Here is a 13,329-nt window from a genome sequence, read left to right as displayed (position 1 = left end):
CCGCTTTTTGCATGGGCAGAGTTCAACCTTTACCACAAATCTGCAAACAAGCGACGTGTAAAAGAGATTATGCCTGTTCTTCAAAAATACATGGAATGGGTAGATCAGACTTACAAACAGCCAAACGGTCTTTACAGCGCGCCTTTCTCTGCAAGCACAATGTTTAATTCGCCTCGCCAGAATACTTATTATGCAGTCGATTTTAACTCTGCAATGGCAATCAACTGCGCGCACATGAGCGCTTTAGGCGACATTCTCAACGACAAGGAAATAAGCTTCCAGTACAAACGCGCATATTTTTCCCTCAAAACGAGAATCAACTCAATGATGTGGGACAGCAATTCTGGTTTTTACTACGATTTGGACAAAAATGAGCAAAAACTTTCTCAAAAAACAATTGCCGGTTTCTGGCCGCTTTTGGCAGAAATTCCAAATGCTGACCGCGCAGACGCTTTAATTGACCATCTTTCCAACCCTTGCACTTTTGGAACAGACCATCCGTTCCCGACACTGAGCGCGGACAGTCCAAACTTTAACGAAAACGGCGAAGGTTTCTGCGGCGGAGTTTACCCGGCATTCAACTTTATGGTTATAAAAGGCTTGGAAAAATACCAGCATTATGAGCTTGCCCGCGAATGTGCAATCAGACACCTTTATTTTATTCTTGAAGGGTTACAACCTGCAAACGGGAAGAAAGGCGACATGTACGAAGCATACAAACCTTGCAAAGAAGGCCATGCCGTCATGGAATCGGATCCAAAATATCCAAAACAGCGCTATCTTCAAACTGTCGGACTTTCAACAATCGCGCTTATGATCGAAAACGTAATCGGCCTTTCAATTAGTTTGCCGCGCAAAACAGTAGATTGGATTATTCCAAACCTCGAAATTATGGGAATCGAAAAGCTTTCTCTAAAGCGCAACTTAATCACAATTTTGAGCAATAAGTCTGTTCGCGGCTGGGAAATCCAAATGGAAAGCGAAAAACTCTATTACTTTACAATCAATATCCTCGATCAGAAGAAAAAAACACTGCCAATTCCAAGCGGAAAATGCTCAATGCTGATTGATAAACTTTAAAAACCTTAAAGAAATCCTATTTTTTCAAAATCTAGTTATAAAAAAGCCTGCTGTTTTTTAAGCTAAACTTCAGCTTTTACAGCAGGCTTTTTTTATTCAATTTAATTTTGCTCAAAAACTTAATTGTGAGTTTCGCGCATTTTCATGTATTTTTCAGAAAGCGTGTTCAAGTTATTTACCATAAGAATCGGCTGTCTTGTCGCATCCAAAGCATCGCGCCACAAAGCGCCTTCCGGATCAACAAAATTGCGTCTTCTAGTTACCATCTGAATCGGCAAATGAACATATTTGTTGTTTACAAGACCTACAACCATCTTTGTTTTTCCAGCCATAGCCGCATGAGCCGCATAACTTCCAAGACGTTCACAATAAATCGAGTCGTTTGCAGTGGTTACAGAAGAACGGATCTGGTAACTTGGGTCAACATATTTTAAGTTGATGTGAATATTTTTCGACTTAAAATATTCATTTATCTTGTCGCGCAGAAAAAGTCCAATATCTGCAAGTTTTTTGTTGCCGCTGGCATCGGTTTCGTCAGTAGTAGCAAGCAAATCTTGACCTGCGCCTTCAGCAACGACAATTACCGCATGATGACGCTCCATAATTCTTTTTTCCAAATGTTCCAAAAATCCGTTCGGACCGTTCAATTCAAAAGGAACTTCAGGAATAAGACAGAAATTTGTTTCGTGGCTTGCAATTGCCGTTTCAGTTGCAATAAAACCAGATTCGCGTCCCATAAGTTTTACAAGGCCAATTCCATTAATCTGGCTAAAAGCTTCCATATGAATTGAAGAAACCGCTTCCGTCGCGCGCTGAACCGCAGTTTCAAAACCAAAAGAACGGTCAATAAACAAAAGGTCATTATCAACAGTTTTAGGAATTCCAACAACAGAAACTTTTAAACCGCGTCTTTCAATTTCATTTGCAATATCAAGCGAACCGCGCTGAGTTCCATCGCCGCCAATAATAAAAAGCATATTTATGTTCAACGATTCAATGGCATCAACAATTTCGGCAGTACGGTTTCCGCCGCCACGGCTTGTTCCTAAAAAAGAACCTCCGATTTTATGAATGTCATCAACTGAATCAGGATTCAAATCAATCGTATCAAAACCGCTTTCCGGGAAAAAACCTTTAAAACCAAATCTAAAACCGCGGATTTTTTTTACACCATAACGATAATAAAGACAGCGGACAACGGCACGGATTACGTCGTTCAAACCAGGACACAAACCGCCACAAGTACAAATTCCCGCGTTTACATGAGCCGGATTAAAATAAATATACTCACGAGGACCGGCTTTTTGCATAAGATTGGAAACACCAAGGTTGTCTTCTTTTGGCGAATCTTCAAAAACATTTACCGCATATCTTACAAATGAAGAATCTTTTACATAGTTTGCACGAAAATCACCATGCTTTGTAGAAAGTTCAATCGGCGAATGAACTTTGCAAGGTCCGAGCTGTTCAATACTAAAATCATATTTCTCTGCCATAAAAACCTCTTTTTGCGAGCAATAAATATCCAGAAAACCTCTAAAAAACGAAATTTCCAAAGACACTCAAATTTTACAACGTATAAAATCTTTTTTCAAATAAATCTACGGTTATTCTTCGTTAATTTTTATTTTTTTGGAGCGCAATTTTCTCACAAACCGGCTCTGCACGGTTCCGCTTTCGCTCCATTCAAAAGCCGGAAAAGTCTTTCCGCCTTTTGAACGCTGCGCACCGTTCCGATCCGGGCTAAGTTTTATGTTAAAACACATATTTTTGCAAAATACTTATAAAATATTGCTTTTTTTTATTATTTTTTTTACAGAAAATTCATTTAAATATCGTCATTCTGCAAATAATGCCCTTATTTTTTCCCAATTTTATTGTATACTAGAGCATAGCAGTTTTTATTAGCTGTTTATTCAACACAGAAACTGCGTATCCAAAAAATAATTTATTTGTTCTACGATTAAAGAACGCCAAAATGAGGAGGCTTTTAATGAAAAAGTTAGTTGGTATTATTTCTGCATGTCTTATGCTTTGCACAGCAGCATTCGCAGAAGGTTATTTTAGCGCTGAAGACCAGGAAAAAGGAACTATTACAGAAGACAAAGCTGTAGAAGATGGCTTCGTTCTTCATGCAACAACCGAAAAATACATGAACATTGCTAAAAAACCATTGCACAAAGCAGCAAACGGCGAAGAATTCAACATGGCTCTTCAGCTTCAGGGCAGCGGAAACGCTTCTTCACGTTCAGTTTCTTTCCCGGCAAAAGCAGGCGAAACAATCACTGTCTGGGGAAACTCTACTTCAAAATCAGATATGCGCCCTCTCGTTGTAGTCGGACCAGACGGAAAAACTGTAGCAGAACTTCCAATGGACAAAGATGTTAACGGAGCAGACGGACTTGCTTCTGAAGGTTCTGTAAAAGTTTCTGTTGACGGAACTTACACAGTTTTTTCTAAAAAATCAGGCATCAATATCTACAAAATCAACGTTGGAAAATAATTAAACTCTAACAAAATTAGGCGCGCAGACTTTTCCTAAGACGAGAGTCTGCGTTTTTTGTTAATACAAGATACAAGTTTACGTTGCAAACTTACTAATCAATTGCAATTTTGACTTTTTATGGGAGAACAAGATGAAAAAAATTGTTTCTTTGGGACTTTTTGCAGCACTTGCTTTTTCTGGATTTGCTCAGTCAGCACGTCCGGACTGGTCAAGCGTTGCAGCCCCAAAAATCACATCTGTAGGTCTTAGCGAAGGAAATCCAAACGAAATTACCGTAAATTTTAACGCTCCTACAGACGCAAAAACAGCCGACAAAGGCTATGTAGAAATGAAGGGGCCGTTCGGAAGCCCTGTAAAAAACACATTCGGAAAAGCACGCAGAGCTGCAAAACATTCTGAATTCACACCTGAATTTTCTGGAAAATACACATTCACTGTCTATACACAGCGAAATAACGAATCAACAGCCAAAGCTTCAGATCCTGTTGTATTCGACTTTAGCCTTCCTTTGACAAAACCTGTTTTAAACGTTTTAAATATTGGCAAAAGCACTCTTTCTGTAAAATGGGATCCTGTCGTAGAAGCTGAAAATTATATTGTTTCTTACACAGAAAATGGCAAAACAAAAGAACTTTCCGCAACAAAAGGCCTTTCTGCAGAAATCAAAGGACTTAAAGACGGCGATTTTAGCGACATTATAGTTTATGCAGTTCGCGGCAAAGAAAGAATTGCATCTTCAACAATGCACAAACTCGTGCGTGAAGAAAAAGAGCGTGTATGGACATTCACAGAATTTGGAACTTCTACGAACCCTGCCCGCAACCGTTTTGAACTTTTAGATCCAAACAATCTTAAAGTAAAACTTTATTCATGTACTTACGATGAAAATACTGGCAACATCCTTGAAAAAGGCGGAAAATTCGAAAGTTACTTTGACGGAATTTCTTTCTATTACACAGTAATTGATCCTAAAAAAGAAAACTTTGAACTTACAGCTACAGTTCACGTAGATTATCATAACCCAATGGCTGATGGGCAGGAAGGTTTTGGTGTTGTTGCTCTCGACCGTCTTGGCGTCGAAGGCCAGCCTTTGATGATTGCTTACAATAACTCGGCAGGAGTTATTACACGTAAATTTACAACGCACATCAACGGAGTAAAAAAAGAAATTAAAGACGGAATTGGCGCTCGTTTTGTAAGCGGACTTACTGACGAAATTATTGCGCTTGGCGATGAAGGAATTAAGGCTCACGCGACAAGCAAATCAGACGCTTTCTCTTATGATCAAGGTTCAGATGCAATTAAAACAGGCGACACATATCGCGTTACACTCAAAAAAGACAATACTGGCTACCATGCAATCTACAAGCGTGCAATTCCTTCTGAAGACACAAAAGAAGAATTCATAATGTACGATCCAGAGAACAACAAACTTCTCCAGCTCGACAAAGACCACATTTACATTGGTTTTGCAGTAGCTCGCGGGTGTAACGCAACATTTTCTGACGTTGTTCTAAACATCACCGATCCTAAAAAAGACCCTCCGGCTCTAGAAGAACCTCCAGAACTGGTTCCTCTTTCAACAACAATCGACTGTCCAACAACATGGTACAATCAGAAATATCCATTCGCATTTACAACAAACGCAAACGGAACTATCAGCGTAAAAACAACTGACGGAAAAGTCCTCATCAAGGGAGACAAAATTACAATTCCAGCAGGAAAAGTTTTTGCTGACTACAAAAAAACAATCAAAATCAACAAGGATTTGAACGACCTTCTCGTCACTTTCGATCCAGAAGACAACTGGCGTCCAGCTCCTAAAAAAGTTATTGCTCAGTTCAACGCAGAAGATAACGACTACGAAATGAACTACAAGCCGGTAACTTTCACTCACACAATCATTTCTAAAACATACAAGGGCAAGGTTCTTTATGTTTCTCCAAATGCAAATGCATTCGGAAAAGGCACTAGCGATGATCCACTCGACTTGGGTTCAGCAGTTGCATACTGCCAGCCTGGACAGAAAATCATTCTTAAAGCTGGAACTTATTATCCTGGAAAGAGCCTCGAAATTGAACGTGGGAACGATGGTACTGCAAAAGCAAGAAAATACCTAATTGCAGACGCTGGAGCCCGCCCAATCATCGATTTTTCAAAATCTAAAGCAAAAGTTACTGCTGTAAACCTTTACGGAAGCTACTGGACGCTCCAGGGATTTGATATTACAGGCACTCCGGGAGACGTAAAAGCCCTTCAGGTTGCAGGAAATTACAACGAAATCAGAATGGTAGACACTTACCTTAACGGCGATACAGGAATTCAGATTTCTGGACGTTCTTCTGAGAGCTTTGAAAAATGGCCGCACGACAACTTGATTTACGGTTGCGAATCTTTCGGAAACTCCGACCCTGCTCAGAACAATGCTGACGGTTTTGCTTCAAAACTTACATCTGGCGAAAACAATGTATTCCGTAACTGTGTTGCACACCACAACGTAGACGACGGCTGGGACTTCTACTCTAAGGTAGAAACAGGCGCAATCGGCGCAGTTCTTATCGACAACTGTATTACTTACGCAAACGGAACAAAACTCGACGGAACAGGAAATGGTGACGGAAACGGATTTAAACTTGGTGGCGACGGAATCGCAATCAAACATATTCTCCGAAACTCAATTTCCTGGGGAAATGGAGTAAACGGAGTAACCTGTAACTCTAACCCAGCACTTATTCTTGACCACGTAACAGTTTACGGAAGCGGAAACTACAATGTTTCTCTTTACGGAAAAGGCAAAGCCGCTGCCAACCCGCGCGTATTCAAGGCAGATGGAGTTCTTTCTGCAAACGGCGGAGCAGGCGACAACTTTGACGCTTCTAATGATCCAGACCTTGCAAAACGCCTTGCTGCAAAAAACAACTACTTCTTTAACGGCGCAAAATCTGTAAATGTTGACGGAACTACAGTTGATATTGCAAAAACATTTGTAAGCACAGATATTGCAAAATGGGCTAACGGATTTAACGCTGACGGTTCATTTAACCGCATTCCACGTAACGAAAACGGAGTATTTGATATTGGCGACTTGTTCCGCCTTACAGACAATGCTCCAGAAAACACTGGCGCTGACTACAATTACGTGTCAAAAAATGCAAATGCTAAATAATTTTTAGAAACTTAAAAAAATCTAAAAATTGACCGGAAGTGCCGCCCAAAATTTTGGGCGGCACTTTTTTTACGCACCACAGACTTTTACTAGCCCGGATTTTTGCATGCTCCGCATGCTGCGGCTTTTGCTAACGCAAAACCCTTTTATTTTCGTGTGCGCTATCGCGCACCGCGGGCTATGCTAGCCCGGATTGTAGCCCCGGAGTTGCCGGAACGGCAATGAGCGCTAGCGAAAGGCGAAAAGCCGGTTTGAGCGCAAAGTGTGCTCCCCCAAAAAAATAAAAAGCGGTTTCTTTTCGTTTGATTTTTTTTTATAATTTCAAAATGCGCGATTTTTGTTACAAATGTTTTAGACCAAAAGATAGCTGTGTCTGCAAAGTTTTAAAGCCTTTTGACCCTGGAATTAAATTTGTTTTTTTGATGCATCCGAAAGAAGCTAAAAGGCAGCGCACTGGAACTGGACGAATTGCTCACGCTGGCTTAATTGATTCTGAAATTATTATGGGCATTGATTTTACAAAAAATGAACGGCTGTGCGAGCTTTTGCAAGATCCGCAGTTTTTTCCAGTTTTGCTATATCCTGACCAGGATGCCTGGAATTCTAAAAAAGCAGGTTTTAAGGAAGAATTGAACGGCCGTAAACTTTTGGCGATTATCATTGATTCAACGTGGTTTTGTTCAAAAAAAATGATTAAACTTTCGACAAATATTATGGCGCTTCCAAAACTGAGTTTTTCCGGCGAATACCGTTCGATTTTTACTTTTAAGCGTGAACCGCATCCTGAATGTGTTTCGACAATCGAAACCTGCTATTATTTGATAAAGGAATTTCAGGAAAGCGGTCTTATTAAAAAGACCTCAAATCCTGAAAGTTTAATGGATGCTTTTAAGATGATGATAAAATTCCAGCTTCAAAAAGAAAACGACAGAATTGCCGGACTTTTACCGAATACTCATGCAAATGACTACAAATTCACGAAGAAAAAAGAAATTCCCGATTTTAATTGAGCGGAAGCTCGCCGTCTGCCTCAAATTCTCCGTTTAGAGCGCCAAATAGCGCTTTGAAGGTGTATGGCGAATAACTGTAGCCTAGCAAAATTGTATCCGCCCACTTGCAGTTTAAAACCGGAACAGGAGAAAGAACCGACATTATTACGACTTTTTTGCCGAGTTTTTTTAAATGTTCTGCAATCATTGCGCTGCGTTCATTTGCAACACAGATTATTATTGTGTCATAGTTTTTTGCAGTTGTTTGAATATTTCGGCTCATCCAGTCTGCCTGATTTGGTCCCATTTCGTAGTCGAATTTGAATTCTGCACAGTTTGAATAACGTTTTTTTGCTTCTTCAAAAAAATCAGGAAACTGAGTCTGGCCAGCAAGCAAAATGCGTTCGTTTTCGTCAGGAGCAAAAGGCAGACATTTTCCTGATTTGTAGGCTGTTATTGAACGGCAAGCCTGGCTTAAAAAGAATTTTTGTCCTTCTTTGTCCGGAATTTTCTGGTCAAGTGTTGCTGGATCCGGATAAAGAGGAGCGGCATTATTGCTCTTAAAATAATTTAATTTGTATAAAATTACGCGTCTTGCGGCTTTTTGGACAGTTTGCTTAAAAGCCGTGCTTGATTCCATAAGAGAAAGGTTTGAAGTCCACAAACTTTCATTCCAGCGCGCAGTTGTAGAAGAAATTACAATGTCGTTTCCAGCTTCGATTGCAAGACGAAAAGCCCGGCTTAAACTTCCAGCGTACATTGTCGCTCCGTTCATCATCATATCATCTGTAATAATCAAACCTTCGTAGCCAAGACGATTGCGCAAAATGTCGGTCAAAAAAACTTTTGAAAGGCTCGCAGGTTCACCGTTTGAAATAATTTTGGGAAAACTCAAGTGACCGCTCATAATTGCAGGAATTTTTTCGGCAATTAAAAACTTAAACGGGACAAGCTCACGGTTTTCGAGGGTTTTGTAGTCAATGTCAATTTGAGGAAGATTTCCGTGGCTGTCGAGGCTTGTATCGCCGTGCCCCGGAAAATGTTTGGCTGTCGGAATAACTCCAGCCGCAATTGAACCGGCAGAAAAACTAGCGCCAAGCTGACCTACAAAATCAGGATTTGAGCCAAAAGAGCGGGGGCCGATTACCGAAGACTGTAAATTTGTATAATTGTCTACGGTCGGAGCAAAATTCATATTTATTCCAAGAGCCTTGATTTCGCGGCTTATGTAATAGCCAGAATAATAAGCGTCGATTGGATAACCGCTTGCGCCAATTGCCATATTGCCAGGAGTTTCGGAAGTTTCACCTTTTACATGACGAATCCATCCGCCTTCCTGATCGGTTGCCACAAAAAGAGGAATACGGAGTTTCCGAGACTGTGATTTTTTTTGCAGTGTTGCTACAGAACTTGCAACAAGCTGCGTATTGTCTGTGTTCCAGCCAAAAACTTTTACGCTGCCAAGTCCGCGTTCATAAACCCATTTTATTAAAAGCTCGCTCGGTTCTGCGCCTGCCCAGCCAAACATTAAAATCTGGCTCAAAAGTTCGTCATTGCTCATTTTTCCGACCAAAAAATCAGCAAGCTCTTCCGAAGGATAATCGCTCCAAAAATCCGCATCTTCAGGAATTTTTGTCTGCGAAAAACAAAAGCTAGCAATTAAAGCAAAAAATGCGCAAGCAAGGACAAGTTTTTTTTTCATCATATCTTTTTATTCACTTTTAGAATTTAACTGTTTTGAGTTTTTTAGCAATGTTACGTATTCGTGCGCCTGATGAGCAGCGATTGCACCGTCTGAAGCCGCCGTAATAAGCTGCCGGAAAGGTTTTGCCCGAACATCACCGGCCGCATAAATTCCCGATACAGCAGTTTCCATTTTGTAATTTGTAATAAGATAACCGCCTTCGTCTTTTTTTAGCATATTTACAAGCTCTGTGCGCGGATTCATTCCAACAAAAATAAAAACAGCGTCGCACGAAAGTTCTATTTTTTCGCCAGAAATATTGTTCTTAAGCAAAACAGAATTTACTTTTGCTTTGCCGTTAATTTTTTCAACCTGAGTGTCATAAAGAATAGAAATATTTTTTACCTTTTGAATTTTCTGCTGAATTGCTTTTTGAGCACGAAGTTCTCCACGTCTGTGAACAAGAATTACGCTCTCTGCGAGCGAAGAAAGATAAAATGCTTCTTCGCACGCGCTGTCGCCACCACCAACAACGATAATTTTTCCGCCTCGAAAAAAAGGTCCGTCGCAGGTTGCGCAATAGCTTACGCCACGACCACTAAATTCTGCTTCTCCAGGAATTTCAAGTCTTTTGTGGGCTGCGCCAGTTGCAATCAAAACAGAATAAGCCGAAATTTTGCCATTTTCTGTCTCAATCAAAAATTTTCCCTTGATTTTATCTATTGAAAGAACTTTTGTTTTTTGAATTTCTGCGCCAAAACTCTCTGTCTGAGAAAGCATATTCTGAATAAAAGTAGAGCCTTTCACCGATGGGAAAAAACCCGGAAAATTTTCCAGATTAAAAATATTCAACGCCTGGCCGCCAGTTTCGCCGCAATCAATTAAAAGTGTAGAAAGTCCGCTTCTAGCCCCGTACTGCGCAGCAGTCAAACCAGCCGCACCCGCACCAACCACAACAAAGTCGTAAAAATCTTTTTGCATATTTTGATTATACAAAAAAAAATGCCCTTACTCTACATAAGGGCACATATATATAAACGGGAACAGGCTTTGCCATTGGCTCCCGGAAATAAAAAAGCGGAAGTAATCTTGCAATCACTACCGCTTTTTAAGGCGTCTAACAGAATCGAACTGTTCAATCACGGTTTTGCAGACCGTTCCCTTAGCCACTTGGGTAAGACGCCGTATTTGTTTAGTATATAAAAAATAAAATTTCGTGTCTAGTCTTTTTAATATTTTAACGGTAAAATATGTGGAAAAATGTTTATTGAGCTAATGCAGGATGCTGACAAAAACGAAATTCTCAGTTACATGCTTCCTTACGAAAAATTTTCAGTCATGCTTTATTCTGAAATTCTCCACGGAGGAAAATCAATCTACGTTTTAAGAGGAAATTTTGGAGAAATCCACGGAATTTTCAGCTGGTGGCAGGGAAGTTCAATTCACCACTGTCTGCCGGAAGTTTACGGAAAAAACCGCAACGAAATCGAAAGCGCCTTTGTAAATTTTTTTGAAGAAAATTCAATAAAATACATTTTTAGCATTTCGGGCGAAAAAAGCGGCACTTTAATGCTAAAAAAAATTCTCGAAAATCATTTTGGAAAAACTCCTAAAATTCAAATCGAATATTTTTTAATGGAAAACGAGCGTTTTGACTCTGCAAAAGACCTCGCAAGAATGAACCGCCAGCTTTCTGTAGAAAAATGCACCGAACAGGAAATTCCAAGAGTGTTTCCTCTTCAGGTTGAATTTGAAAAAGAAGAAGTTGTCTTTGAACCAGAACTTTTTAACGAAGATCATTGCCTTGCAAAATTTGAAAATTTTGTCGATGCAGGAGCAGTTTTTATCGGGAAAATCAAAAATATGCCGCTTTGCAAACTAACCGTAAGCGCTCAAGGAAAAAATTATGTTCTTTTAGGCGGAATTTTTACGATTCCAAAATACAGAAACTGCGGACTTGCAAAAGCGCTTTTAAACACTGTAAGCCAGAAATTCGCCGCACAGTCAAAAAAATGCACGCTTTTTGTAAAAACAGAAAATACAGCTGCAATAAAAGTCTACGAAAAAACAGGATTCAAAAAATTCTGCAATTTTGAGATTTTATATTATTAAACCAAAACATAAAAATTTTATGGGAGATTTTATGAACGATTTTAATTTATGCCCAAACTGCGGAAGCAAAAACATAAAAAATGTCAAAAACAGAAAATGGCTATGCCAGGACTGTGGTTTTGACCTTTACAACAACGTTGCAAGCGCCGTCGGTTTAATAATTTGCGACAAAGAAAACAAAATTCTTTTGGAAGAACGTGCAAAAGAACCCAAAAAAGGCTTTCTCGCTTTTCCGGGAGGATTTGTAGATCCGGACGAAACAGCCGAACAAGCCTGTATCCGCGAATGTATGGAAGAAATCGGGGCCAAACCTGCGGAATTAAAATATCTTTGCAGTTTTCCAAACACCTACGAATACAAAAATATCACCTACAAAACCTGCGACCTTTTTTTTGAAGCACTTTTACCAGAAAATACAAAATTTTCCGCACAAAAAAGCGAAGTCGCCGGCTTAAAAAAGATTTTAATTCAAACAGAAGAAGATATAGACAACGCAAACCTTGCCTTTGAAAGCGCAAAAAAAACTTTAAAACTCTGGCTAAAAAAGGTAAACTCAAAAGGCTAAGACAATTTTAATCAAAAGGAAAAAATATGGACGTAAAAAACTTAACAATCGCATTTACAATCGCCGGCTACTGCATTTTTGCCGCGCTTATTATTTCAATTCCATTCAAAATTAAAAAATTAAAAAGTGAATGCGGCGAATTAAAAATGGCATTAAGGTCAGACTTTCCTTTGCGTTCAATTTTGACCTTTGCAGTCTGCGCGCTTTTGCTCGGAGTAATTCCATTCCGAAATTTCCAGCTTTATCTTTCGGTAATTTTTATTTTGACAGCGCTTTTAGGTTCAAGCATTGCGTCAAAACAAGTCGTTAACAGCGGAATAAACGGCATTTACGAAAATATGATAATCAGCGACACAACCGCCATAAAATACGAAAACATTCTCTCGTTGCCAACACTTAGCTACGAAAAACAAAAAGAAACGACAAATGTCGATTTCAGACATCTCGAAATTTTGACAAAAAGCGGAGCAAAAATCACTATGGTTTTTCCAAATGAACAGATAAGAAATCAGGCGCTCAGCGTAATTCTTGAACAGTGTCCGCGCCTAAAAACAGAAGAATAAACTAGGAGATAAGGTAAAAACAACCAAAAATGGCATCTGTTTTTATCTTGGCTTTTCATAGGGAAAAAAATGAACGAAAACAAAAATACTCAAAGCGAAGAACAAAAACTCGCCTTTCAATCAGATTATATGGAAGGCGCACATCCTGCCATCATAAAAAAACTAGCCGAAACAAACCTTCTTCACACAAGCGGCTATGGTTCAGACGAATTTTGCGAAGAAGCAAGAACTTTAATCCGCAAAGCCTGCGAAATTCCAGGAGCGCAAATACAATTTTTGACAGGCGGAACTCAGACAAATTCAACCGTAATCGACTGCCTTCTAAAAAAATGGCAAGGTGTAATTGCAGCCGAAAGCGGACACGTTGCGGTTCACGAAGCAGGAGCCGTTGAATACACAGGCCACAAAGTAATCACACTGAAAGCTCAAAACGGAAAACTTTCTGCAAAAACTATCGAATCTTACATAAAAGATTTTTACGCCGACGCAAACTGGGAGCACATGGTTGAACCTGGAATGGTCTACATTTCTCAGCCAACAGAATTCGGAACAATTTACTCAAAACAAGAACTTTCCGACATTTCAAAAGTTTGCCGCCAATACAAAATTCCACTTTTTGCCGACGGAGCACGGCTTGCCTATGCGCTCGGAAGCAAAGAAAACG

The 13,329-nt window shown here is 39.7% G+C and carries 11 protein-coding genes and 1 tRNA gene; 8 read left to right on the top strand and 4 right to left on the bottom strand.

Annotation, left to right across the window (positions count from 1 at the left end; translation table 11 throughout):
- On the top strand, positions 1-1,080 hold a 1,080-nt coding region (locus B3Y13_RS00230), incomplete at its 5' end, for an MGH1-like glycoside hydrolase domain-containing protein (protein ID WP_296691883.1).
- Between the two features lie 119 nt (positions 1,081-1,199).
- Here the strand turns inward: B3Y13_RS00230 and B3Y13_RS00225 are convergent.
- The gene (locus B3Y13_RS00225; protein ID WP_296017788.1) at positions 1,200-2,576 is read right to left on the bottom strand and encodes an ATP-dependent 6-phosphofructokinase; all 1,377 of its coding nucleotides are present in this window, start codon (positions 2,574-2,576) and stop codon (positions 1,200-1,202) included.
- A gap of 497 nt (positions 2,577-3,073) precedes the next feature.
- Between B3Y13_RS00225 and B3Y13_RS00220 the strand changes: the two genes are divergently transcribed.
- From B3Y13_RS00220 to B3Y13_RS00210, 3 genes are all read left to right on the top strand, one after another.
- On the top strand, positions 3,074-3,583 hold the full coding sequence (locus tag B3Y13_RS00220; protein ID WP_296017783.1) for a hypothetical protein: 510 nt from the start codon (positions 3,074-3,076) through the stop codon (positions 3,581-3,583).
- A gap of 133 nt (positions 3,584-3,716) precedes the next feature.
- Complete coding sequence (locus B3Y13_RS00215) at positions 3,717-6,752, top strand: pectate lyase (RefSeq protein WP_296691880.1); 3,036 nt, start codon at positions 3,717-3,719, stop codon at positions 6,750-6,752.
- A 326-nt stretch (positions 6,753-7,078) separates the two neighbouring features.
- Entirely contained in the window at positions 7,079-7,762 is a 684-nt protein-coding gene (locus B3Y13_RS00210) for a tRNA-uridine aminocarboxypropyltransferase (protein ID WP_296667974.1), read from the top strand.
- On the opposite strand, the gene B3Y13_RS00205 is transcribed toward B3Y13_RS00210, so the two are convergent.
- From B3Y13_RS00205 to B3Y13_RS00195, 3 genes are all read right to left on the bottom strand, one after another.
- A complete protein-coding gene (locus B3Y13_RS00205; protein ID WP_296667991.1) occupies positions 7,755-9,443 on the bottom strand; it encodes a glycoside hydrolase family 3 protein in 1,689 nt (562 codons plus the stop codon). The two genes, B3Y13_RS00210 and B3Y13_RS00205, sit on opposite strands and share 8 nt — an antisense overlap.
- Before the next feature lie 9 nt (positions 9,444-9,452).
- Complete coding sequence (trxB, locus tag B3Y13_RS00200) at positions 9,453-10,406, bottom strand: thioredoxin-disulfide reductase (protein ID WP_296017764.1); 954 nt, start codon at positions 10,404-10,406, stop codon at positions 9,453-9,455.
- A 130-nt stretch (positions 10,407-10,536) separates the two neighbouring features.
- A tRNA-Cys gene (locus tag B3Y13_RS00195) sits at positions 10,537-10,609 on the bottom strand.
- 76 nt (positions 10,610-10,685) lie between these two features.
- On the opposite strand from B3Y13_RS00195, the gene B3Y13_RS00190 reads away from it, so the two are divergent.
- The 4 genes from B3Y13_RS00190 to B3Y13_RS00175 all read left to right on the top strand — a co-directional run.
- A complete protein-coding gene (locus B3Y13_RS00190; RefSeq protein ID WP_296691878.1) occupies positions 10,686-11,537 on the top strand; it encodes a GNAT family N-acetyltransferase in 852 nt (283 codons plus the stop codon).
- A 31-nt stretch (positions 11,538-11,568) separates the two neighbouring features.
- On the top strand, positions 11,569-12,102 hold the full coding sequence (locus B3Y13_RS00185; protein ID WP_296691876.1) for an NUDIX hydrolase: 534 nt from the start codon (positions 11,569-11,571) through the stop codon (positions 12,100-12,102).
- 26 nt (positions 12,103-12,128) lie between these two features.
- Positions 12,129-12,665: a hypothetical protein gene (locus tag B3Y13_RS00180; protein ID WP_296667979.1), complete on the top strand. Its 537-nt coding sequence runs from the start codon at positions 12,129-12,131 to the stop codon at positions 12,663-12,665.
- A 69-nt stretch (positions 12,666-12,734) separates the two neighbouring features.
- Positions 12,735-13,329, top strand: a 595-nt coding sequence (locus tag B3Y13_RS00175; protein WP_296691874.1) for a threonine aldolase family protein, incomplete at its 3' end; no start/stop codon positions are given.

The organism is Treponema sp. UBA7567 (assembly GCF_002476655.1).
Taxonomy (GTDB): Bacteria; Spirochaetota; Spirochaetia; order Treponematales; family Treponemataceae; genus Treponema_D.
This window is presented reverse-complemented; position numbering and strand designations above follow the sequence as displayed.